At 64.3% G+C, this 22,751-nt stretch carries 23 protein-coding genes; 6 read left to right on the top strand and 17 right to left on the bottom strand.

Features of this window, described 5'->3' with window-relative positions:
* Nucleotides 1-23: 23 nt before the first annotated feature.
* From ACFSX5_RS16055 to rpoZ, 10 genes are all read right to left on the bottom strand, one after another.
* Nucleotides 24-338, bottom strand: a complete 315-nt coding sequence (locus ACFSX5_RS16055) for a Dabb family protein (RefSeq protein WP_386834807.1) — start codon at nucleotides 336-338, stop codon at nucleotides 24-26.
* Between the two features lie 84 nt (nucleotides 339-422).
* Nucleotides 423-2,678 carry a DNA topoisomerase IV subunit A gene (gene parC, locus ACFSX5_RS16050; protein ID WP_386834806.1) on the bottom strand — a complete coding sequence of 752 codons (2,256 nt, stop codon included), beginning with the start codon at nucleotides 2,676-2,678 and terminating at the stop codon, nucleotides 423-425.
* Between the two features lie 256 nt (nucleotides 2,679-2,934).
* A complete protein-coding gene (recO, locus tag ACFSX5_RS16045; RefSeq protein WP_386835667.1) occupies nucleotides 2,935-3,642 on the bottom strand; it encodes a DNA repair protein RecO in 708 nt (235 codons plus the stop codon).
* A 150-nt stretch (nucleotides 3,643-3,792) separates the two neighbouring features.
* Nucleotides 3,793-4,713, bottom strand: a complete 921-nt coding sequence (era, locus tag ACFSX5_RS16040; RefSeq protein ID WP_386834805.1) for a GTPase Era — start codon at nucleotides 4,711-4,713, stop codon at nucleotides 3,793-3,795.
* A complete protein-coding gene (gene rnc, locus ACFSX5_RS16035) occupies nucleotides 4,710-5,417 on the bottom strand; it encodes a ribonuclease III (protein ID WP_386834804.1) in 708 nt (235 codons plus the stop codon). Before rnc ends, era begins: the two co-directional genes overlap by 4 nt.
* The gene (gene lepB, locus ACFSX5_RS16030; RefSeq protein WP_386834803.1) at nucleotides 5,414-6,238 is read right to left on the bottom strand and encodes a signal peptidase I; all 825 of its coding nucleotides are present in this window, start codon (nucleotides 6,236-6,238) and stop codon (nucleotides 5,414-5,416) included. Before lepB ends, rnc begins: the two co-directional genes overlap by 4 nt.
* Nucleotides 6,239-6,320: 82 nt before the next feature.
* On the bottom strand, nucleotides 6,321-6,737 hold the full coding sequence (gene acpS, locus ACFSX5_RS16025; protein ID WP_386834802.1) for a holo-ACP synthase: 417 nt from the start codon (nucleotides 6,735-6,737) through the stop codon (nucleotides 6,321-6,323).
* Nucleotides 6,734-7,324, bottom strand: a complete 591-nt coding sequence (gene pyrE, locus ACFSX5_RS16020) for an orotate phosphoribosyltransferase (RefSeq protein WP_386834801.1) — start codon at nucleotides 7,322-7,324, stop codon at nucleotides 6,734-6,736. The genes acpS and pyrE overlap by 4 nt, the downstream gene beginning before the upstream one ends.
* Nucleotides 7,311-9,596, bottom strand: a complete 2,286-nt coding sequence (locus ACFSX5_RS16015) for a RelA/SpoT family protein (RefSeq protein ID WP_386834800.1) — start codon at nucleotides 9,594-9,596, stop codon at nucleotides 7,311-7,313. The genes pyrE and ACFSX5_RS16015 overlap by 14 nt, the downstream gene beginning before the upstream one ends.
* Nucleotides 9,597-9,762: 166 nt before the next feature.
* Complete coding sequence (gene rpoZ, locus ACFSX5_RS16010) at nucleotides 9,763-10,131, bottom strand: DNA-directed RNA polymerase subunit omega (RefSeq protein WP_386834799.1); 369 nt, start codon at nucleotides 10,129-10,131, stop codon at nucleotides 9,763-9,765.
* 145 nt (nucleotides 10,132-10,276) lie between these two features.
* On the opposite strand from rpoZ, the gene ACFSX5_RS16005 reads away from it, so the two are divergent.
* The 3 genes from ACFSX5_RS16005 to ACFSX5_RS15995 are packed head-to-tail and all read left to right on the top strand — an operon-like array spanning nucleotide 10,277 to nucleotide 11,404.
* Nucleotides 10,277-10,843: a LabA-like NYN domain-containing protein gene (locus tag ACFSX5_RS16005; RefSeq protein ID WP_386834798.1), complete on the top strand. Its 567-nt coding sequence runs from the start codon at nucleotides 10,277-10,279 to the stop codon at nucleotides 10,841-10,843.
* Nucleotides 10,844-10,901: 58 nt separating this feature from the next.
* On the top strand, nucleotides 10,902-11,126 hold the full coding sequence (locus ACFSX5_RS16000; RefSeq protein WP_386834797.1) for a hypothetical protein: 225 nt from the start codon (nucleotides 10,902-10,904) through the stop codon (nucleotides 11,124-11,126).
* On the top strand, nucleotides 11,123-11,404 hold the full coding sequence (locus tag ACFSX5_RS15995; protein ID WP_386834795.1) for a type II toxin-antitoxin system RelE/ParE family toxin: 282 nt from the start codon (nucleotides 11,123-11,125) through the stop codon (nucleotides 11,402-11,404). Before ACFSX5_RS16000 ends, ACFSX5_RS15995 begins: the two co-directional genes overlap by 4 nt.
* A 95-nt stretch (nucleotides 11,405-11,499) precedes the next feature.
* Here the strand turns inward: ACFSX5_RS15995 and smpB are convergent, their stop codons facing one another.
* Together smpB and dapA are read right to left on the bottom strand one after the other, a co-directional pair.
* Complete coding sequence (gene smpB / locus ACFSX5_RS15990) at nucleotides 11,500-11,964, bottom strand: SsrA-binding protein SmpB (RefSeq protein WP_386835666.1); 465 nt, start codon at nucleotides 11,962-11,964, stop codon at nucleotides 11,500-11,502.
* 45 nt (nucleotides 11,965-12,009) lie between these two features.
* On the bottom strand, nucleotides 12,010-12,885 hold the full coding sequence (gene dapA, locus ACFSX5_RS15985; protein ID WP_386834794.1) for a 4-hydroxy-tetrahydrodipicolinate synthase: 876 nt from the start codon (nucleotides 12,883-12,885) through the stop codon (nucleotides 12,010-12,012).
* 195 nt (nucleotides 12,886-13,080) lie between these two features.
* Here dapA and ACFSX5_RS15980 point away from each other — a divergent pair, with 195 nt between their 5' ends.
* Nucleotides 13,081-14,010: an alpha/beta fold hydrolase gene (locus ACFSX5_RS15980; protein ID WP_386834792.1), complete on the top strand. Its 930-nt coding sequence runs from the start codon at nucleotides 13,081-13,083 to the stop codon at nucleotides 14,008-14,010.
* Nucleotides 14,011-14,056: 46 nt separating this feature from the next.
* Here the strand turns inward: ACFSX5_RS15980 and ACFSX5_RS15975 are convergent, their stop codons facing one another.
* The 5 genes from ACFSX5_RS15975 to ACFSX5_RS15955 all read right to left on the bottom strand — a co-directional run bounded on the left by ACFSX5_RS15975 (nucleotide 14,057) and on the right by ACFSX5_RS15955 (nucleotide 21,056).
* The gene (locus ACFSX5_RS15975) at nucleotides 14,057-16,036 is read right to left on the bottom strand and encodes an OmpA family protein (RefSeq protein WP_386834790.1); all 1,980 of its coding nucleotides are present in this window, start codon (nucleotides 16,034-16,036) and stop codon (nucleotides 14,057-14,059) included.
* 169 nt (nucleotides 16,037-16,205) lie between these two features.
* Nucleotides 16,206-17,663 carry a hypothetical protein gene (locus ACFSX5_RS15970; protein WP_386834789.1) on the bottom strand — a complete coding sequence of 486 codons (1,458 nt, stop codon included), beginning with the start codon at nucleotides 17,661-17,663 and terminating at the stop codon, nucleotides 16,206-16,208.
* A 419-nt stretch (nucleotides 17,664-18,082) separates the two neighbouring features.
* Nucleotides 18,083-19,246, bottom strand: a complete 1,164-nt coding sequence (nagA, locus tag ACFSX5_RS15965) for an N-acetylglucosamine-6-phosphate deacetylase (RefSeq protein ID WP_386834787.1) — start codon at nucleotides 19,244-19,246, stop codon at nucleotides 18,083-18,085.
* Nucleotides 19,243-20,274 (bottom strand): SIS domain-containing protein, encoded by a 1,032-nt coding sequence (locus ACFSX5_RS15960; protein WP_386834785.1) that lies wholly within the window; start codon nucleotides 20,272-20,274, stop codon nucleotides 19,243-19,245. Before ACFSX5_RS15960 ends, nagA begins: the two co-directional genes overlap by 4 nt.
* Nucleotides 20,271-21,056 carry a GntR family transcriptional regulator gene (locus tag ACFSX5_RS15955; protein WP_386834783.1) on the bottom strand — a complete coding sequence of 262 codons (786 nt, stop codon included), beginning with the start codon at nucleotides 21,054-21,056 and terminating at the stop codon, nucleotides 20,271-20,273. The genes ACFSX5_RS15960 and ACFSX5_RS15955 overlap by 4 nt, the downstream gene beginning before the upstream one ends.
* A 222-nt stretch (nucleotides 21,057-21,278) precedes the next feature.
* Between ACFSX5_RS15955 and ACFSX5_RS15950 the strand changes: the two genes are divergently transcribed.
* Nucleotides 21,279-22,178 (top strand): N-acetylmuramic acid 6-phosphate etherase, encoded by a 900-nt coding sequence (locus ACFSX5_RS15950; RefSeq protein WP_386834781.1) that lies wholly within the window; start codon nucleotides 21,279-21,281, stop codon nucleotides 22,176-22,178.
* A gap of 67 nt (nucleotides 22,179-22,245) precedes the next feature.
* A complete protein-coding gene (locus ACFSX5_RS15945; RefSeq protein WP_386834779.1) occupies nucleotides 22,246-22,722 on the top strand; it encodes an SRPBCC family protein in 477 nt (158 codons plus the stop codon).
* The last annotated feature ends 29 nt before the right edge of the window (nucleotides 22,723-22,751 follow it).

Genomic DNA, 22,751 nt, shown 5'->3' with positions numbered 1-22,751 from the left:
GGACGAGGTAGCGGCCAGCAGCGCTAATTCGCCACTTCCATATCGAACACCATCAGCCCGTCGCGACCGCCTTCCAGCGCGGCGACGAGTTTGGCGCCGGCGGCCTTGTGGTCAGGATCTTCCAGGTAACGGTCGAGGGCGGCGCGGTCGCGCAAATCCATGATGAAGCCGTCATCATAGCCGCGGCTCTTGCCTTCAGGGGAGACGTTCGGGCCTGCACTGAAGGTGAGAAGGCCTTCGATCCGGCCGACCAGGGCAGCGAGGCCGGCGTAGATGTCGGCCTTCTGGGTGTCAGTGACTTCGGAGCGGAATTTCAGGAAGACGCAATGGCGGATCAATTCTGGCATCCTTCAGGTGGCAGCCCCTCACCCTAACCCTCTCCCCCTGAGGGAGAGGGGATCAGACCGGGTTTGTGGACGAGATCAGCCAACGAACTTGTTGTTGCGGGGGAAACCGGTGGGGGGCTGGCGGCCGGCGGCGGCGCGGTCGCCGAGCCAGTCGGTGAGTTCTTCTGTCCGCTTGGTGTAGGTGCGGCCGGACGAGTCGGTCCAGCTCAGGCCATCGGCGGCATAGAAGCTCTTGATGTCGGAGATGCCGCCATCCTTGTAGCGCTGGAGGCGCACGCCCTTGCCGCGGCCCATCTCGACCAGTTGCGAGGCCGGGAAGACCAGCAGCTTGCGGTTCTGTCCGATGACGGCGATGCGGTCGCCATCGAAGGGCACGATCAGCTTGGCCTCGTCGGGAGCGCCGACATTGAGGATCTGCTTGCCCTTGCGGGTGTTGGCGATCAGTTCGTCTTCCTTGACGATGAAGCCGTAGCCAGCGGAGGAGGCGACGATACGCCTAGTGCCCGGGCGGTAGACGAACAGGTCGACGATGTCCTGGCCTTCCTCGATGTCGACCATGATGCGAACCGGCTCGCCCTGCCCGCGGCCGCCCGGCAGCTTGTCGCCGGCGAGGGTATAGACCTTACCGCCGGTGGTGAGCATCAGCAGCTTGTCGGTGGTCTCACACTTGATGGCGAGCTTCAGCCGGTCGCCGGCCTTGAACGCCTTGTCGTCGTTGACCTCGATGTTGTGGCCCTTGGGCGCGCGGATCCAGCCCTTTTCGGAGAGGATCACGGTGATCGGCTCGCGCTCGATGAAGGCTTCGGTGACCTCGGCATGGTCGGCCGTCGGGGCTTCGCCGATGAGGGTGCGGCGGGCACCGAGCGGCGTGTCGAGGCCGTAAGTCTTCTTCAGTGCCTCGACTTCCTTGCTGATGGCGCCCCACTGGCGCTTGTCGGAAGCGAGCAGCGCATTGAGGTGCCCCTGCTCGTCGGTCAGGTTCTTGTGCTCGGTGCGGAGCTCGATTTCCTCGAGCTTGCGCAGGGAGCGCAGGCGCATGTTGAGGATGGCTTCCGCCTGGACATCCGACAGGTTGAAGGTCGCGATCAGCGACGCCTTGGCATCATCCTCCTCGCGGATGATGCGGATCACCTCGTCGAGGTTGAGATAGGCAATGATGTAGCCGTCGAGGACTTCGAGACGGTGCGCAATCTGGTCCAGCCGGTGGGTCGTACGGCGGACCAGCACTTCCTTGCGGTGCTCGAGCCAGGCCTTCAGCGCCTGGGCAAGGCTCATGACCTTGGGGACAGTACCACGGTCGAGGACGTTGAGGTTGAGCGGGAAGCGGACCTCGAGGTCGGTGGTCTTGAACAACTGCTCCATCAGAATGACGGCGTCGACGGTGCGGGCGCGCGGCTCGAGCACCAGGCGGATGTCGTCGGAGCTTTCGTCGCGGACATCCTTGAGCAGCGGCAGCTTCTTGGCCAGCAGCAGTTCGGCGATCTTTTCCACGAGGCGCGACTTCTGCACGCCGTAGGGGATCTCCTTGACGACGATCAGGTAAACGCCGCGGCCGGTCTCCTCGACTTCCCAGCGAGCGCGCAGGCGGAACGAACCGCGGCCGGTGGTGTAGCTGTGGGCGATCGAGGACGGAGACTCGACGAGGATGCCGCCGGTGGGGAAGTCCGGACCCTTGACGAACTGAGTCAGGTCTTCGGCGGAAGCCTCTGGATTGACGTTGATAAGGTGCAGCGCGGCGTCGCAGAGCTCGGCCACGTTGTGGGGCGGGATCGAGGTCGCCATGCCGACGGCGATGCCGGTGGAGCCATTGGCAAGCAGGTTCGGGAAGTTGGACGGGAGCACCACCGGCTCATCGTCCTCGCCGTCATAGGTCGGCTTGAAGTCGATGGCGTTCTCGGTGATGCCCTCGAGCAGCCGCATGGCCACGTCGGTCATGCGCGACTCGGTGTAGCGCATGGCCGCGGCGCCATCGCCGTCGATGTTGCCGAAATTGCCCTGGCCGTCGACGAGCGGATAGCGAAGGGCGAAATCCTGCGCCAGGCGTACCAGGGCGTCGTAGATCGACTGGTCGCCATGCGGGTGGAACTTACCGATCACGTCGCCGACGATGCGGGCGGACTTCTTGTAGCCCTGGTTCGGCTCGAGATGCAGCAGCCGCATCGCATGGATGATGCGACGGTGCACCGGCTTCAGCCCGTCGCGCGCATCCGGCAGCGCGCGCTGGGTGATGGTGGAGAGGGCATAGCTCAGATACCGCTCCTCCAGCGCCTCCTTGAGGTCGACGACGCGCTGGTCGTCAGGTGGCGGCAGGGTATCGGTGTCGTCGGACATAAGGCGGCTTTCCCGAGGGAACGAATCAGGAAAGCAGTATAGCGGTTAGGTCGGGATTGGCACCGAAACACGCGGTTTTGCACGGTTTTAGGGCCGCGGTGTGGGGAGAAGGTGAATGCGGGAGAGCCCCCACCTAACCTCCCCCTGAAGGGGGAGGAACCCATCGAGTCTGTGGCGGGTGCCGGCGCGCACTCGGTCTGCCCCTCCCCCGCTTGCGGGGGAGGTTGGGTGGGGGGGCCTCCACGCCCTCGGCGCCTCACTCTTCTCGCAACAGGCGATCCAGCAGGAGCTCGCGGGTCGCGGGAGGGTCGATGTTGCGGGGGACCCAGAGGTGAGCGGCCAGGAAATGGCCCGTGAGGCGGAAGGCGGCGCGGAGGTCGTCGGGGGAGGCGTTGCCGCGGGCGGTGAGGAAGCTTGGCAGCGGCAGCAAGCGGTCGAGATAGGGCTGGGCCGCTTCGCGGGAGACGGCGCGACCGGTGCGCGGCGAGACGTGGGTGAGATCGTCCACCGCGCCGGTGGCAGCGCAGGAGGAAAGGTCGAGGCCGAAGCCGAGTTCGTCGAGCAACGCCAGTTCGAAGCGGGCGAGTTCGACAGCGTCGGGGGTGGAGTCGATGAGGCGGAGGGCCATGCCGAGCAGCCGGTCGTGGGGATCGCGCTCAGGCAGCAGATGCAGGTGTTCGCAGACGAGTTGCGCGAGGTAGAGGCGAGTCGGCTCAGCGATCAGGGCAGCGGCGCGCGAGGTCAACGGCTCGATGGTGAAGGTGCCGAGGTGATCCTCGATGCGGGCGCGCCAGGTGAGATGGACAGTGTTGCCCGGCTGGAGGGTGGCGGCGAGCTTGCTGGAACGGCCGCCGCGGACGAGCCCGAGCGTGCGGCCCCGGCCGGCGACCATGGCTTCGGCGATGACGCTGGTTTCGCCGTGGCGGCGGATGCCGATCAGCAGGCCTTCGGCGGTCCATTCCACTAGAGGGCATGGAGTGCGCGGAGACACACCCCCCTCCTGGCCTCCCCCGCAAGGGGGGAAGTGACTGCAGTGGGCGTGGTGGGATCACGCCACGGAGTTGCGGCCACTGGCGCACGTGCACGGAAGGTCAGAGAGGTACCGGGAACGTGGTTACTTCTTCCCACTCGGGTACTCCAGACCCATCTCGCGGTAGCGCTCGGGGTCGTCGCCCCATTTCTCGCGAACCTTGACGAAGATGAAGAGGTGCACCGGCACCTCGTACATCTCCATCAGTTCCTTGCGGGCTTCGGCGCCGATGGTCTTGATAGTCTGCCCGCCGGCCCCGAGGATGATCTTCTTGTGGGTGTCGCGGGTGACGTAGATCACCTGGTCGATCTTGTAGGAGCCGTCCTTCTGCACCTTGAACGCCTCGGTCTCTACCGTGGCGTTGTAGGGGATCTCGTCGTGGATGCGGAGGAACAGCTTTTCGCGGGTGATCTCCGCGGCGGTGAGCGCCAAAGTGAGGTCGGTGAGGTGATCCTCGGGGAAGTGCCACGGGCCCGGCGGAACGTGCTTGGCGCACCAGTCGATGAAGTCCTGGACGCCATCGCCCTTGAGGGCGGAGATCATGAAGGTGCTCTCGAAGCGAAGGCGCGAGTTCAGCTCTTCGGAGAGCTTGAGCAGGTTCTCGCGGCGGATGGTGTCGATCTTGTTGAGGACCAGGACCTTGGGGTGGCGGACATTGGCCAGCCCCTCAACCAGAGATTCCAGTTCCGGCGTCAAACCCTTTTCGGCATCAACGATAAAGGCGACGAGGTCTGCGTCCCCTGCCCCGCTCCAGGCGCTCTCGACCATGGCGCGATCGAGCCGGCGCCTGGGGGCGAAAATGCCGGGGGTATCGACGAAGACGAGTTGCGTGGTGTCGAGGGTAACGACGCCACGGATCTGCGAGCGCGTGGTCTGCGCCTTGTGGGTCACGATCGACACCTTGGTGCCGACCAGGGAATTGAGCAGAGTCGACTTTCCGGCATTGGGGGCGCCGACCAGGGCGATGAAGCCGCAGGAGGTGTCGGTGGGGGTGAGCTCGGTCATGCGGGTTGCTTCCACACGTTCTGGCGGACCAGGAAGAGCTCGGCAGCCTTGTGCTCTGCGATCTTCTTGGAGGGGCCTGTTGCGGTCAGCGGCTCGAACTCGCCGAGGGTGACGCGGATGGTGAATTCCGGGGCGTGGTCGGGGCCGGTGCGCTCGGCGAGGGTGTAGGTCGGCGGCTCGAGGCCGCGGGCCTGGGCCCATTCCTGCAAGGTGGTCTTGGCGTCGGCGCGGTTGGTCTGGCCCTCGACCAGAAGGTCCCCGAACATGCGCTCGACGAACTCGTAGGCGCGGCCGAGGCCGCCATCGAGATAGAGGGCGCCGATCACCGCCTCGGTTACGTCGCCGAGGATGGCTTCCTTCTCCGCACCGCCGGTGCGGGCCTCACTGTCGCCGAGGATCATCTCGGCGCCGAGATCGAGCTGGCGGGCAATGACGGCGCAGGTTTCCTTGCGGACGAGGGTATTGAGGGTGCGGCTGAGCTCGCCTTCATTACCCTTGGGGAAGCGGCGGTAGAGCATGTCGGCAACGACGAGCCCGAGCACGCGATCGCCGAGGAATTCGAGGCGCTGGTAGGAGCGCTCAATGCGACGGGTGGGCGAAACGGCGCTGGAGTGGGTCAGCGCCCGCTCCAGCAGGTCCAGATCGGCGAAGCGATGGCCGATCCGGGACTGCAGCTTCTCGTATGAGCGGTCGCGTCGGCTCACGGGACGGGAGTCGTGTCGTAGGGTTCGCCGGTGTCGACGCCCTGGAACATGCGGTCCCAGCGGACATTGGCGGGCCACTGCCAGATCTGCCACGGCGGAATGTTGTCGCGGATGGAGAAGAAGCGCGCTTCGGCCTTGGCGATCAGGTTCACGTCGGGGACATAGCCGACCTGGGACAGCACGCGGCTGTCGGCGGAGCGGTCGCGGTTGTCGCCCATCATGAAGTAGTGCCCGGCGGGGACGACGTATTCTGGCGTGTTGTCGAGCGGTCCGTTGTCGGAGATTTCCTGGATGATGTGGCTGGTGCCTTCCGGGAAGGTCTCGCGGTAGACGCTGACCTCGCGGGTCACGCCTTCGCTGTCGGTGTCCTGACGGGTACCGACGAGTTCGCGCTCCACCACCGTGCCGTTGATGTAGAGGCGCCCTTCGCGGACCTGAATGCGGTCGCCCGGCAGGCCGACCACGCGCTTGATGTATTCGATGTCCTGCGGGACCGGGCGGAACACAGCGATGTCGCCCCGATTGGGTGAGCGGCCGAAGATGCGTTCGGTGATCGGCAGCTCGAAATCGAGCAGCGTGAAGTTGCCGTAGCGGCCGAGCGAGAACGAATGCTTGCCGTAGCCCCAGACGAATTTGTTGGCGACGAAATAGTCGCCGATCATCAGCGTCTGCTGCATGGACGCGGTGGGGATGGAGAACGGCTGGTAGAGGAACGAGCGCAGGACGATGGCGATCAGCAGCGCCTCGACGATGACCACGAAGGTCTCCCACCACTCGCTGGCGGCGGATTTCTTGGCGATCTTGTCGGCAGACTGGCTCATGTGTGTTCCCGGGTTCAGGGTGCCGAAGGGTTAGGCCTTTGCCATTCCCGGGTCAATCTCGGGGGCGGCCGGTCCGATACCTCTACGAGGCTTCGGGTCTGGCTTGCGGCAGCGCTTCGATGATGACGAAGGCCTGGGCGAGACCAGCGTCGTCGGTGATGGTCAGGTGGATATGGGGCTCGTGCCCCGGCGGCACAAGGCGGGCAAGGGCACGGGCAGCGCCGTTGGTGAGGTGCATGGTGGGCTTGCCGGAAGGCAGGTTCACCACGCCCATGTCGCGCCAATAGACCCCTTGGCTGAGGCCGGTCCCGAGCGCCTTGGAGCAGGCCTCCTTGGCGGCGAAGCGCTTGGCGTAGGAGGCGGCGCGCTGGGCCCGCCGATCGGACTTCTTCTGCTCGATCTCGGTGAAGCAGCGATTGACGAAGCGCTGGCCGAACCGTGCCAGGGTCTGCTCGACACGGTGGATCTGGATCAGGTCGGAGCCGAGGCCGATGATCATTTCACGCCCTGGATGCCGCGGCTACCCGGTTTGACCGGCGGGATGGCGGCGAGGTCGGGGGGGAGTTGGTCGGCGGGATAGGCCGGAACCTTGTACTCGATCAGCGAGATCAGCGGTACGCCGACATCGGCTTCACCGCCGGAGCGATCGATGAGGCACGCGGCTGCGACCACATTGGCCCCGATCTTGCGGAGGGCGTCGACGCATTCGCGGATGGAGAGGCCGGTGGAAACGATGTCTTCCACCACCACCACCCGGTCGTCGGCAGCGATCTCGAAGCCGCGGCGGAGTTCGAACTGCCCTTCGACCCGCTCGGTGTAGAGGGCCGGAACGTCGAGGTGGCGGGCAGTTTCGTAGCCGGGGATGATGCCGCCGATGGCGGGGGACACGACCTTGGTGACGCCTGGGATCTCTGCTCGGATGCGCTCGGCGAGGGCGCGGCAGAGCTTTTCGGTCTGGGCGGGATACTGGAAGACGCGGGCCTTCTGGAGAAAGACCGGCGACCGCAACCCGGAGGAGAGGATGAAGTGCCCCTCGAGCATGGCGCCGCATTCGCGGAAAACGTCCAGGACTTCATCTTTCGTCATCGGCAAACCTCTTGTCCACGCGCCCGTCCCATTCCAGCGTCGAGATCATGGAAGCCTCGCGTGGGCCAGCACGCTGGACGGCGCTGAGGCCGGGACTGCGCTTGAGCGTTGCCAGAACATCGGTGAGTTGCGCAAGGTCGCGCACCTCGATCTCGAAGATCATGTGGTGGAAATCGGGCGAGATCATCCGCATGACGAGATTGTTGATGTTGGCGTCGCAGGCGGCGATGGCGGAGGATATCTGCGCCAGCGAACCGGGCTTGTTGACCGATTCCATGCTGATGACGGTCGGGTAGAGCCGATCGATGCGCTCGTCGAGGTTCCAGCGAACATCGATCCAGGCGACGTCGCTGTCATGCAGATTGATCAGCGCGTCGGAGTGGATGGGGTAGACCATCAGCGGAGCGTCAGGCTGGAGGATACCAACAAGGCGATCGCCGGGGACCACCCCCTCCCCCGAGACGGTGACGGGGGTGTGAAAGTCGAGCTGCGCCAGCGCGGCCTTGGCACGGGCGCCAGGCTTCTGGCCGCCTGGAGCGCGGAAGCGGAACAGATCGGTGGCGCGTAGCGCGAACCAGCCGTGAGCGGTGTCTGCGACCGGCAGGTCGAGCTTGCGGCGGCGCTTGCGCAGGCCCTTGACCCGCACCAGCTCGTTGGCGAGCGGCTCGGAGCCGACCTTGCCCTCGCCGACCGCGATCAGCAGTTCGCGGCGGCCGGGATACCCCAGCGCATCGGACAGCGCCTTGGCCTCGGTATCGTCGAGCATGACGCCTTCGCGGTCGAGCATCATGTTGAGCACGTGCTCACCCAGGGCGAAGGCGCGCTGGGAGGCGGCGTTGCGGACGGCACGGCGGATGGCGGCGCGGGCCTTGCCGGTGGCGGCGATGCCGATCCAGTTGGCGGGCGGGGAATGGTTCTGGTCGCGGATGATCTCGACCTCGTCGCCCGAGCGGAGCTGGGTGACGAGCGGCAGGATGGCGCCGTTGATCTTGGCACCGACGCAGGTGTCGCCGATGTCGGTATGGAGCGCATAGGCGAAGTCGATGGGCGTCGCCCCGCGCGGCAGGGCGATCAGCCGGCCGCGGGGGGTGAAGCAGAACACCTGGTCCTGGAACAGCTCCAGCTTGGTGTATTCGAGGAAATCCTCGGTGGAGATGCCGGAGGTAAGGTGGCCGATGGTCTGCCGCAGCGAGCCATAGGCCTGCGACTCCGCCTCGATACGCCCGAGGTTGGCGGAGGCACCATCCTTGTAAAGCGCGTGGGCAGCGATACCGAACTCGGCGACGCGGTCCATGTCCTCGGTACGGATCTGCAGTTCGACGCGCTGGCGACCGGGGCCGACGATGGTGGTGTGGATCGACTGGTAGTCGTTGTGCTTGGGGACCGAGATATAGTCCTTGAAGCGGCCGGGCACGACCTTCCACTTGGTGTGGACCAGACCGACGGTCTGATAGCACTCGTCGACCGAACCGACGATGACGCGGAAGCCGATGATGTCGGAGAGCTGCTCGAGGGCGATCGACTTGCGCTCGATCTTGTTGAAGATCGAATAGGGCGACTTCACCCGCGCCTTGACCCGGGCCGTGATGCCTTCCGCGGCGAGCCGCTCGGTCAGTTCCGCGGAGATGGTGTCGATGGTTTCGCGGTTCTCATCCTCGAGCTGCTGAAGGCGTGCCGTGATGGCCTTGTAGTGCTCGGGCTGGAGGATGCGGAAGGAGATGTCCTCGAGCTCGTTGCGCATGTCCTGCATACCCATGCGACCCGCAAGCGGGGCATAGATATCCATGGTCTCCTGCGCGATGCGCCGCTGCTTGTCCGCCGGCATGAACTGCAGCGTGCGCATGTTGTGCAGGCGATCGGCGAGCTTGACCAGGAGGACACGAACGTCCTGGCTGATGGCGAGCAGGAGCTTGCGCAGGTTTTCGGCCTGCGCTTCCTCGCGCGAGACCAGGTTCAGGCGTTCGATCTTGGTCAGACCGTCGACGATGGTCCCGATCTCGCCGCCGAACATCTGGTCGATCTCGGAACGGGTAGCGTCGGTGTCCTCGATGGTGTCGTGCAACAAGCCGACGGCGATGGAGGCATCGTCGAGCTTGAGCTCGGTGAGAATGGCAGCGACTTCGAGCGGATGGTTGAAGTAGGGGTCGCCAGAGGCGCGCTTCTGCGAGCCATGCTTCTGCATGGCGTAGACATAGGCCTTGTTCAACAACTGCTCGTCGGCGTTCGGGTTGTAGGCCTGAACGCGCTCGACAAGCTCATACTGACGCATCATGGGAAGATAGTGCCGCTCGCTCGCGCACTTAACTTAGCGCGCTGAAGGCAAATGGAAAGAGAGGGATTTCCAGATCGGTGGTGCTGACGGCGAAAATGCGGCGTATGGCGCAAAAAAGAACCCCCGGACTTGCGGCCGGGGGCTCTCGAATGGATGGTGCCGACGATCAGTCGTCGCGGCGCTCGGGTGGAGCGAGGCTTTCGATGCCGCGAAGCAGCTCTTCTTCGCTGATGGTGTCGAAATTGATCGAGTCGTCGTCCGAGCCGCTCTCGATCATCGGAGCAGCCTGGCTCTCGGGCTCGTCGACCTCGACATACTTCTGCAGCGAATGGATCAGGTCTTCGTGCAGATCTTCCGGCGAGATGGTGCCATCGCCGATCTCGCGCAGAGCGACCACCGGGTTCTTGTCGTTGTCACGCGGAACGGTGATCTGGGCGCCGGACGAAATCATGCGGGCGCGATGTGCGGCCATCAGGACGAGGTCGAAACGGTTCTCGACCTTTTCAATGCAGTCTTCAACGGTGACGCGGGCCACAGACGTCTCCAAACTTTTGGATGGGGATAAAGGCGTGCCTTACACGAGGCCGCTGGCCAAAGCAAGGTTTACGGCCCCGAGTTGCGGGTCAAACCCAAGTGTGTCACACAATACGGATACTTAGCTCATATTTCGGCACTTCGATATGGCCATTGATCCAAGGGAAAAGATCGTCCTGTTCATCGATGGGGCGAACCTCTACGCCACCTCCAAGGCGATCGGCATCGACATCGATTACCGCAGGCTCCTGGCCGAGTTCAGTGCCAAGGCATATCTGCTGCGCGCCAACTATTACACGGCGCTGGTGGAAGAGCAGGAATATTCCTCCATTCGGCCGCTGATCGACTGGCTCGACTATAACGGCTTCACCGTGGTCACCAAGCCGGCCAAGGAATTCACCGACGCGACTGGCCGGCGCAAGGTGAAGGGCAACATGGACATCGAGCTCACTGTCGATGCGCTGGAACTCGCCCCCTACTACGATCACATGGTGCTGTTTTCGGGCGATGGCGACTTTACCGCGCTGGTAGCGGCGCTGCAGCGGCGGGGCAAGCGCGTGACCGTTGTCTCGACGCTGACCACCAGCACGCCGATGATCTCCGACGAGTTGCGCCGGCAGGCCGACTTCTTCCTGGATGTCGCAGATCTCGCCAAGACAGTGGGGCGGCCACCGAGTTCGAGGCCTGCGGCGGCGCCGGCGCCCGGCGAGTAGAGGTGGCAACAGGCCGAGGTCAGTTGCCAATGGCAAGCGGCGGGACCATATTCACGATATGACCAAGCTGCTGGAACAGGCCATTGCCCGCGTGCGTGCCCTCCCCTCGGAGATGCAGGATGACTTTGCGCTTGTGCTGCTGGAATTGACCACTGACGCCGAGGCGTATGTGCTCACTGCTGACGAACAGGCCGACCTCGATCAGGCTGACGCCGAGATTGGCCGCGGCGAGCTTGCTTCCGATACGGAAGTCCGTTCAGTCTGGCGCAAGCACGGACTTTGACTCTCCGCTTCACCAAGACGGCGCTTCGCCAGATCGACGCAGCGCTGTCCTATATCGCCGATCGGTCACCCCAAGGCTACGACAGCGTGCGGAAGCAACTATCGATCAGCCTCGCTCTGGTGCAGCAGCAGCCTAATATCGGCGCGCCGACAAACCGGCCCGGCACACGCCGGCTGGCCCTGTCACGGTACCCGTACGTCATCTTCTACAGGGTTATCGGTGAGGATGTGGTGATCACACGCGTGCGGCACACCGCACGTCTACCTTGGCCTGGTTAACCGACCACAGGTTCGGCGGAGCTTTACCCGATGGGCCGGGGCCCTGACGCGGTGCTACGGGCCGACCTCGCCCTGAAGGGAGGGCATGAAGGAGCCTACCCCCGCCCGCCTTCCTTCATGATGCGGGACTTGTCGCGATTCCAGTCGCGATTGCGGGCGGTTTCGCGCTTGTCGTAGTTCTTCTTGCCCTTGCCGAGGCCGATCAGCACCTTCGCCCGGCCCTGATCGTTGAAGTAGATCTTGAGCGGAACGATGGTGTTACCGGCACGGGACACTTCCGCATCGAGGCGGGCGAGTTGCTTCTTGGACACCAGCAGTTTGCGCGGGCGCCGCTCGGCGTGGTTGAAGCGATTGGCTTCGAGATATTCGGGTATGTGGGCGTTGATCAGCCAAAGCTCGCCCTTTTCGGGTGAGGCATAAGACTCAGCGATCTGGGCCTTGCCAAGGCGCAGCGACTTCACCTCGGTGCCGGTCAGCACCAGGCCAGCCTCGAGAGTGTCGCTGATTTCGTAGTCGAAACGGGCACGACGGTTCTCAGCCACGAGACCGTGGCTGATCATGCCGTTCTTCGATTTATCCCTGTCATTCTTGCTAGCCATGACCTGCTAGATAAGTCCTGCATGGCGCATCGCAAAGTCCATGGCCTCTTCGGCAGCCTTCGAGGCCGGCACAAGCGGCAGACGCAGCTCGTTGGCGCAGAGGCCAAGGCGGCTCGCGCCGTACTTCACTGGCGCCGGGCTCGGCTCGACGAACACCGCCTTGTGGAGGTGGACGAGTTTGTCCTGGATGGCGAGGGCCCCTGCGAAATCGCCGCTGAGCGACTTCCGCTGCATTTCGGAGCAGAGGCGAGGCGCGATGTTGGAGGTGACCGAAATGCACCCATGGCCGCCATGGGCGTTGAAGCCCAGGGCGGTGACATCTTCGCCGGACAGGAGGATGAAGTCATTGCCGAGCTTGGCGCGCTGCAGGCTGGCCCGCCCGAGATCGGCGGTAGCGTCCTTCACGCCGACAATGTTGGCATGTGCATCGCGCAGGCGGCCGATGGTGTCGACGGTCAGATCGACCACCGTCCGACCAGGAACAGAATAGAGGATGACCGGAATGCCAACCGCCTTGGCCACGGCGGAGAAGTGCTGGAACAGGCCCTCCTGACTGGGCTTGTTGTAGTACGGCACCACCGTGAGCACAGCGTCGGCACCGGACTTCTCCGCGTGCTGCGCCAGGGAAACGGCTTCGGCCGTGGAGTTGGAACCGGCGCCGGCAATGACCGGTACACGGCCATTGGCCACCTCCACGCAGATTTCGACGACGCGGTGATGCTCCTGGTGACTGACCGTGGGGCTCTCGCCGGTGGTTCCTACGGGAACCAGACCATTGGTTCCCTCGGCAATCTGCCAATCGACGAAGCTGGCGAAGGCTTTCTCATCCACCGCCCCATCGCGCATGGGGGTGATGAGCGCCGTGATCGATCCTCGCAGCATTGTCGAATTTGTCCTTGATATGGGACCGCGGGACATCCGCGGCGGTTGGCGTGCGCTCGCATGTGCGGGCGAGACGCGGCGCACCATAGTTTTTCTCTGAACGCTGGACAACGCTTTGTTGCGGGCAGATGACGGTTCGACCGCGCACTTGTGGGGTGGCTGCCACTCCGCCTAAATGGCGGCTGGAGTTTGCTTATGCCTCGCCGCCGTACTATTCCCGACGCCCACCTGGCCTTCGGCCCTCTGCCTGTGCAGCATGTGACGCTGGCGGCTGGAAGGCGTATCGCGGTGCATGTTGCGGGGGCGCTCGGCGGACGCCGGCTCCCGATGGTGTGCCTGGCTGGCTACCACCGGAACATGACGGACTTCACCGATCTGGCGCAGCAGTTTCGGCGCATGGGCGGTGGTGGCTGGCCGCTCGTGCTGGTGGACCTGGCCGGGCGCGGCCGTTCGGACGATCGGGCAAGAGGCGACACATACAGTTCCGTCGCCGACGCGCATGACGTTGCCAATGTCCTGGCAGCGCTGGGGATCGGCCGTGCGGTGATCCTGGGGCAAGGGCATGGTGGGCAGGTCGCGATGCTGCTGGCTGCGGCACATCCGCTGCTTGTTGGCGGGACGGTGCTGATCGATTCCGGGCCGGTGACGGATTCGCGCGGGATTGTGCGGCTGCGCAACAATATCGCGCACCTCCACTCGTTGCGCGGTAAAGCGGTGGCGGCCGGATTCCGGCGCGTTCTTGGGGGCGACTATCCCGGGCTTGCGGATGACCAACTGGACCGGCTGAGCCTGCGGACCCACTATCTCGACCGGCGAGGACGGGCACGACCATTGTTCGACCACCGCCTTATCGAGGCTCTGAGCGCATTCAGCTTCGATGACGTGCTGGTGGCGCAGTGGCCGCTGTTCGATGCCTTGCGCTGCGCGCCGCTGATGATGATGCGCACACAGCTGACGGATCAACTGAGGCGCGAGACCTTCGAGGAAATGATGCGGCGCCGCCCGGATTCGGTAGCGCTGACCATGGAGGGACAGGGCTCCCCTGCCCTCCTCGAGGAGGCGGAGGAAGCCGAAGCTATCGCGGGCTTCGTGCAGCAAGCGAGTGCCACAGCAAGGGCCGCATGAGCTGCGCCACGCAGTGGCCGCCTCTCCATCAAGCCTCCACCGCCACTCAGCTGTCGCTCCCGGCAAGTTTCACCACGATGCGCCGGTTCTGGCGCTTGCCATCGGCCGTGTCGTTCGGCGCGATCGGCATGGCCTCGCCGAAGCCGAGGGCATAAAGGCGCTGCGGCGCCACGCCGCGTTCAATCAATCCGGCGACGACCGCTTCGGCGCGCGCGACGGAGAGCGCCAGGTTCAGCGTTTCCTTGCCATCCGCATCGGTATGTCCTTCCACGTGCACCAGCGCCTCAGGGCAGTCAGCCAGGTGCTCGGCCAGTTCATCGAGGGCAGCGTCGGAGTCGGCCGAGATAAGGGCAGCACCGGACTGAAACAGAATGGCGTTCCTGGCCGAGAAGTCGGCCAGCGCGGACTCGCAGAGCGCGGCACCGGAGGACGGCTCCGGCGTGACCGGTTCTGCGAGAGCCGACTGGATCGCTGACTGTGCCGGAGCCACGATCTCGATATCCCAAGGACCCGGATCGGCCCCCAGAAGGGCAGCCGCAGCGCGCTCATTCTCGAGCGTCGTGGCGGTGCCGCTCAGCTGCCAACGACCTTCGGAAAAATCCAGGCTACCTTCCGACAATAGAACGAGGGCACGCAGGCCGGTCTGCAGGCTAGCACCGAACGTGGCAGGAGCGCCCGGAGCGATGGATACCGCGTCCGTGTTCGCACCAGCAAGCGCGCTCGACACAAACTGCAAAGTGGCGGGGGACGGGACCTGACCCGCCAAGACCGCCGTGCGGTCAGCCGCGAGAGTGGCGGAGAAGGCGTAGTTGGTGTCGATCTCGGTGACAGGAGCAGTGGCTTGGGTTGGCGTCTCCACTGTGGCCTGGGCTTGGGGGGCAGCCGGTTCAATCGCCGACTCGTTGGCGATGGTGGAGGCGGGCGCAGTCACGTGCTCCGGCAACTGCGCGAGCGCCATTGACCAACCGGAGGCGGCGAGTTGGCGCGCGGTGAAATCCCTCTCCAGCGCGGCCCGATCGGCGATGGACTTCGGCGTGCCTGTCAGGGTCCAGCCGCGGCCGGCGAACTCGACCCTGCCCTCCGTCAGTCGATCCAGCAAGGCAAGTGCGGTCTCCGCCATCGCCGCGAAGTTGGCCGGCGCGCCGGAGGCATAGCCAACGCCGGAGAGGCCGGTGATGCCGGCACGAGCGGAAAGGAATGCTTCGACGTCCGGGCTGGGGAGAAGCCCACTGAAACTGATCTGGCCAGACGAGGACTTTGACGCCTGCCAGCGATACTCCCCAGAAAGGGGCGCCTTCACGTCGAACATGGCCAGCACCATTCCCTGTGGAGGGCCCTCTTCGCGCAAGGCCCGAAGCGCCAGATAGTCAGTCGCGGTTGCAGCGGTGCCGGTGATCACGGCCACGTTCTCCCGCAGGGAAAAGCGGCCTTCGTCCAGCCGGTCGAGCACCGAGAGGCCGAAGTCGACATGCGCGGCATAACGCTCCGGCTCGCCACGACCCAGCTTGAGCCAGGTGACGTCCGCGCCAGGTACGGCGGCAAAGCGCTCGCGGGTGCCAGAATCGGGAGCATAGCCGTCGAACACCAGCGTGCCGCCCGGCTGGAGACTGGCACTGACCCAATAGTCATCGACCTGCGGCGGATCGAGAACGACGATGCTACCGGTTTGGGCGAGACGAGTGATCACGTCTTCGGCCGCTTCGCTGGGCGGTGCGCCGGTGACACTGACTTCAGAACCTATGATGGCCGCGCCGTGGTCGAGGTACGACAACTGTTCGAACGGCAACATGGAGGTTCCGGAAAAGCCTTCGCGCTCTCCCGATCTTGGCCCGACGTCGGCGGCCACGGCGACAGTCGGAGGGGGGAAGCGGCCGCTGGCCCAGGAATGACCGTGTTGGTCAAACGTCCCCTGCTCTACCAGCAAGGTCCGCTCGATCGATGCGGTGTTCATCGCTACTGCAATCGGGGTGCCACAGAGCACGGTGATCGCCCCGGGAGCGATCCACCTCAGCATGTCCTTGATCATTCCTGGTCCGAATAGGGAATCCGCAAATCACCAGAGACTAGTGCATTTGCGAAGTGGTTGGAACGCAGAGCCGGCAACAAGGCGGCTTTCAGCGGCAGGTCCAGCCATCAGACAAAAAGAAAGGCCCGGCATGAGCCGGGCCTTTCCGAAGTCCAGTGAAATCCGAGGATTACTGGAATTCCTTGGCAGCCTTGAAGGTGACCTTGTAGGCACCGTTCTGCTGAGCCTGAGCGGCGACAGACGAGGTGAAACCACCGCCCGGAGCCCACTGCAGTTCGGCCTTGCCGTAGAAGTCGGAGTAGGCAGCAGCAGCAGCGACGGGACCATCGACCGCAGTCGCTGCGGTGGCAACGTCTTCGGCATGACCATAGACACCGATTTCGCCAACCAGCTTGATCGACTCGGTGAGGGACGCCACGAGCTGCGCGGCAACCTGGTAACCGTCGCCAACACCAACGGTGCCGTCGTTGAAGTAACGACCACCAATGTTGATCTCGATGCCTTCAGCAACCTGAGCACCGATGGAGCCGCCGATACCGTAGTCAGTCGGGAGGGCAGCGCCGCCAACGGCGTTGCCGCCGGAGAACTCACCCGAGAGAGCGACCTTGAACATGTCGAAGGTAGCTTCGCCCGAAACCAGGCCGTTCCAGTAGGACCAGTTGCCAGCCGGAGCATAGCCGCCGCCAGCAGCCAGAGCCGCACGGAGCTTGAAGGCGTCGAAGGTACCCGTCACGCCGGCGTGGACAGCGTAGGTATCACCCACGGTCTGGACGCCGTCGAGCAGACCACCAACGGAGCCGCTGATGTGGGCGGTAACGCCATTGCCGGAGTAGTCGAGAACACCGATGAGCGAACCAGCCTGGTTGTCGGTGCGATCGAGAGCTTCGAGACCGAGCTTGCCGACAAATCCTTCGCCGAAGCTGGACTCGATCTGGATCACGTGACCGCCCTTGCGGACCGGGCCTTCCCACACGCCCTTGTCAGCCGAGTCGGAGATGAACAGGCCGGTGAAGTTGAACGGCTCGTCGTCGCCTTCGTTGAAGATCGAACCCTTCTTACCGGCGCTGATGATGGTGGTGTCACCAACCTGGACGTAAGCATCCTGAGCGCGCAGCGGGTGAGCGTCAGGGTGAACGCCGGTTGCAAGACCGGTAACCGGATCAATCACGCCGCCGGCGACACCGTTACGTGCACGGGTGTAGTCGCGCTGACGCAGGTTGATCACGACGCGAGCCGGACCGAAGTCGCTCGAGGAGGTCGCCACAAACTTCAGCAGCGTCTCAACCTTGGAGTCCCAGTCGTTGGAGATACCAGCAACCGTGTCGGGCACATCGATGTTGCGCACGCCATCGGCGTTGATGTTCGTCCCAACGGCGCCGGCGCCAAACTGGAAGCCCGGCTGGGTGGAGGCGATGGTCCGGCCTGCGCCGTAGTTACCCCACACGAATTCATAGGAGACCTTGCCCGAGATCTGCAGGCAGTTGGTGTCCGACGAAATGGTCAGGCCGGAGAGACCGAGAGAGTCGCAGACGTCCAGCGACGTCAGCACGCCCAGGTCGGCAGCGTAGCCAGCGGTCGAGAGACCAGCAGCGGCGACAGAACCGAGGATAAGGCTCTTGAGTTTCATTAAGTGACCTCCAAAGTCAGTCATTTTGGTGCCGGTTACCCAGCGGTTTGTCGAAACGCGACCACACTATTCGTGGTGCAGTGTGTTGCCGTCGCGCTGCGACCGACAAACGATCCCATGCATGGATTCGCAGGACCCACTCTACGCAGGGCGAAAAAGGACGCAATCACGCAAAGGCCGTTTTTGGGGACGAGCAATATGGTTGCAAACCGGATGTTGCAGATTCAGCACACAACCGGAAACCTCCTGTTAAGATGGCTGAATGAGCCGTTAAGAGCCCCAGATTTCCTGGGGTCCGGCGAGGCAAAATAGACTGCGAATTGTTGCGAGTGCATGGAACACCCGCGATTCTGCTTGGCCGTATGTCTGGCGGAATTGTGCCCGAAAGGTGAGATCGACTCTGTCGAGGAGACTGGTGCCTAGACGCCGGACCAGACCCGGCGGCCTGCGATCCAGGTCGATGCAACGCTGAGTTCTTCGTCCAAATGAACGAAATTGGCCAGCGTGCCCTGAGCCAAGTGCCCGTGCTCGGCGTCGGCACCTATGGCCTCGGCCGGATAAAGCGCTGCCATTCGCAAGGCTTCATCGAGGGGCAGTCCGATGCGTTGATGCATGAAGCGCATAGCATCGATCATGTCGAGGTCAGCACCGGCGAGAGTGCCGTCGGCGAGCCGGAGCGCACCATCGGCACGGGTGATGGTGCGGCCATTGAGGGTCAGGCTGGTGAGATCCGTACCCGTTTGCGACATGGCATCGGTCACCAGGAAGACGCGGCCCGGCCCAGCCTTGGCGCGGAGGGCCACCGCCACACTCGCCGGATGCACGTGAATGCCATCGGCGATCAAGCCAGCGAACACCCCCGGCGTATTCAGCACGGCGCCCACCACCCCCGGTTCGCGGTTTCCGAGCTGGCTCATTGCGTTGAACAGATGAGTAGCCATTCGGGCACCAGCCTGGAAAGCGGCGACGGTCGTGTCATAGCCGGCATCGGAGTGGCCAATGCTGACAATGATGCCGGATTCCGCCAGAGCCTTGATCTGCGAGGGGGGGACCGTCTCGGCCGCCACCGTGCAAAGGAGATTCGGCAAGCGCTGCCCCGCCCTGACAAGGCGGTCGAGATCTGACTCGTCCATAGGGCGGATCAAGTCCGGATCATGCGTTCCCTTGCGGGCAAGGGAGAGGTGCGGCCCTTCCAGGTGAAGCCCCAAAAAGCCGGGTACCCGTGCGTGGGCCGCCGCCTCGCCTGCCGCTATGGCTGCCTCGTTCACGGAAACAGTGTCGGTAATCAGCGTCGGTAGCAGAGCGGTGGTACCGAATTGCGCATGAGCCGCACAAATGGTGCGAATGGCTTCGAGAGACGGATCGTTGTTGAAGAGAACGCCACCGCCCCCATTCACCTGAAGGTCGACGAAACCGGGGACGACCATTCCCGCAGCGAATTCGACGCGCTGAGCCGAGGCAGGTACCTCGTCCGCCGCCACCACCGCCGAGACATGGCCGAACTCGACCAGCAAGGCAGCATCCTGGTGCCAGCGGTGGCCGTCGAAAACCCGTGGGGCGATGACCGCGGTCAGGTCGCTCATACTGTCTCCGTTACCTTCTTGAGCAGGCGCGGCTCGTCTGGATTGAGGCCGCGATGGCGGGCCAGAGCCTCGACGAAGGCGTAGAACGACACCACCAGCGCCAACGGATCGGTCAAGGGGTGGCCGGTGGAAGCAAACGGCAACCGGCTCGCTGGGCCGGAACGATCACTGGTGAGGAAGGCCAGTGCCCCCTGCCCGGCAAGCTTGTGCGCCATGTCAGCCACGGAGGCCTCCGCCGCGTCGCGCGCCGCAAGGCCCAGAACGGGATAGCCCTGGGTGACAATGGCCACGGGCCCGTGCATCACCTCGGCGGAACTGTAGGATTCCGCCTGAATACCGCAGGTTTCCTTGAACTTGAGCGCTGCCTCGTTGGCGATCGCCCAACCAGGGCCACGCCCAAGCACGTAAAGCGCATCCTGCCCATCGAGCGCTCCGATCAACGGCGACCAGTCACAGTGAACGGCTTGTTCCAAGGCTGCAGGAAGTTCCCGGACGGCGCGATCGAGCGCGGCATCACCGCTCCAACGGGAGAGCAAAGCAAGGCCCGCAACCACCGAAGCGACAAAGGTCTTGGTGGCGGCCACGCTTTGCTCGACACCGGAATGCAACTCGATGGTGAAATCGGCAGCCTCGGTCAAAGGCGAGCCGGCGGTGTTGGTGATAGCGATGGTCTTGGCGCCCGAGTGACGCGCGGACAGGGCCATACCTACAATGTCGGGGCTCTTGCCGGACTGCGAGATGGCGATTGCGGCGCCGTGATCGAGGCGGAGCGAGCGACCATAGATTGAGGCAATGGACGGACCGACAGAGGCGACCGGCACGCCAACCGCCAATTCGATAGCGTACTTCAAATAGGTTGCGGCGTGATCGGACGAGCCCCGGGCGATGGTGGCGACGACGTGGGGGTCGGTCTCCCGCAACGCGGCGGCAGCGGCATCCACGACGCCATGACTGCGGTCGAGGAACGTGGCGATGGCGGCGGGAATCTCCCGCACTTCCGAATACATATGGGTGTGGGGGAGCGTCATGCTCTGGCGCCTCCAGGCGTGGGCGCGCCGATACGGAGTTCGGCGACGAAGTCGTAGGTATCGCCCCGGTACACGGAGCGGGTGAACTCGATGACACGTCCCGATGCGAGATAGGACAGTCGTTCGATGTGGAGGCCAGCCGATCCAGCAGGGACCTGCAACAGCCTGGCGTCGGCCTCACCGAGGTTGGCCGCGCGTATCCGCTGCAGTGCCCTCACGGGGCGATTGCCGGACCGGTCGAGGTGCCGGTACAGGGAATCGACAACAGCTTCCGGCTCGGGAAGCACGGAAACGGAGAGGCTTGCGCGTTCGATAGCCAGCGGGGTGTCCCCCGTGAGGCGGAGGCGGGCGATGCGCGCGACCAGTTCGCCTGCCGACAAACCGAGCGCCACCGTTTCTTCCGGCGAGGGCTCGTAGCGGCCCCGATCAAGCCACTCGGCCCGAACCGACATGCCGCGTCTCGCCATATCCTCGGTGAACGAAGTGAGATGCGACAGGGATTGCTCGACGCGCTGGGTGCGAGGCGCCACGAAGGTTCCGGAGCCGTGCTTTTGAATCAACACGCCCTCCTGCACCAGCTGCAGGACGGCCTTGCGGACGGTCACCCGCGACACGTCGACCTTGGTGGCAAGGTCACGCTCGGACGGCAGCGCATCCCCCGGGTTTATGTCCCCGCGATGTACGGCATCCTCGATCCAGCGCTTGAGCTGCAGATACAGTGGCCCACCTGGCGGCAGGGCCACCGGCCCATCACCAAAGAACCCGCTGGACGAATTCGACACTGGTTTCCCCACTCGACTAGGCCGCCATCACCATACCGGCGCAGGGCACATGCACGATATGATACCAATAAAATACCATTCACCAAGTCCCTCAGCATTCATGTCTTGTGGACACCCGGCTGGCCGAACGTGCCAGGTTCAGCCACTCCTCTGGCCCGAAGCCGCATCGCTGGACAAGTGGTATTTTTTTGGCATTAGAGTTCTTCGGCAGGAGGGACCGACATGGACGCCAGAAAAACAGAGATGCGTCACCCGCGGGCGGAGGGCTTCGACACGCTGCCGGCCCACGAGGCGCTCAGGGTGCTGGCACGGGCGCAGGTCGATGCCGCAGCGGCTGCGGAAGCGGCCGTTCCCGAGATTGCGCGCGCTGCCGAGGTAGCTGCCCGTGCATTGGCGGGCGGCGGCCGGCTCGTTTATGCGGCGGCAGGAAGCTCCGGCCTTATGGCCCTTGCCGATGCGTTGGAACTACCCGGCACCTACGGGATCTCCCGCGACCGGATCGTCGTGCTGCTGGCCGGCGGAACTGAGGCGCTGATGGCGATGACCGGCTCCCCCGAGGATGACGATGCGGCCGCCGAGGCCGAGGTGCGACGCTTGGGTGTCGGCCCGGCGGACGCACTGATCGCCGTCACCGCAAGCGGCAGCACCCCTTACCCGCTTGCGGCCGCGAAGGCAGCAGCAGCGGCGGGGGCGAAGACGATCGGTGTCGCCAATAATCGCGGCGCGCCGTTGCTTGAGCAGGTCGATGTCGGCATCTGCCTCGAAACCCCGCCGGAAGTGGTGGCGGGATCGACCCGCATGGGTGCAGGGACGGCACAGAAAATCGCCCTCAACATGCTGTCGACGATGATGGCCGTCCATCTTGGGCACGTCCATGACGGCTATATGGTCAATCTGGTAGCGGACAACATCAAGCTGCGCGACCGAGCCCGGCGGATGGTGATGGAAATCGCGTCCGTGTCGGAAGCCGAGGCCGAGAACGCACTGGTGCGGACAAATGGAGCAGTCAAAGCGGCCGTGCTCGCCGCAAGGGGCGTCGAGACACCCGAGGCATTGCTGGGCGCAAGCGGCGACCGGCTGCGGGTTGCACTCGCTTCCATGACTGAAGGCGGCGCACGGTAGCGGAGCATTGTCGAAAACCGCCGCGGTGGCTCGTCGCAAGAGCAGAAGATCTGCCGGAGAGCCAATCATGACCTACCCCACAGAAGACACCGAGCGCGACCTAGTGCTGACCCGCGTCATCAACGCCCCACGCGACAAGGTCTATCGCTGCTGGACCGAGCCAGACCTGTTGAAGCAATGGTTCGCGCCGAACCCCTGGAGCACACCGTCTGTAGAAGCGGACGTTCGTCCGGGCGGGGCGAGCCGCATCACCATGGCCGACGAGAGCGGCACCGAATACCCCAATCCGGGGCAGTATCTCGAAGTGGTGCCGAACCAGAAGCTGGTGTTTACCGATGCCTATGTGGGTGACTGGCAGCCTTCGGAGAAGCCGTTCTTTACCACCATCCTGCTGTTCGAGGACGCCGGCGACGGGCGGACGCGCTACACCGCCATCGCCCGGCATTGGAACGCCGACGACGCAACGGCCCACAAGCAAATGGGCTTTCATGAGGGCTGGGGCATTTGCGCAGCCCAACTCGAGGAAGTTGCCCAGCGTCTATAGCCGAACCAGCGATTGGCTCCTGCGTTGAG

The sequence above is a fragment of the Devosia albogilva genome (assembly GCF_042685625.1).
GTDB classification, from domain to species: Bacteria; Pseudomonadota; Alphaproteobacteria; order Rhizobiales; family Devosiaceae; genus Devosia; species Devosia albogilva.
The sequence above is the reverse complement of the archived record's forward strand: the minus strand, read 5'-3'. Positions and strand labels throughout refer to the sequence as shown.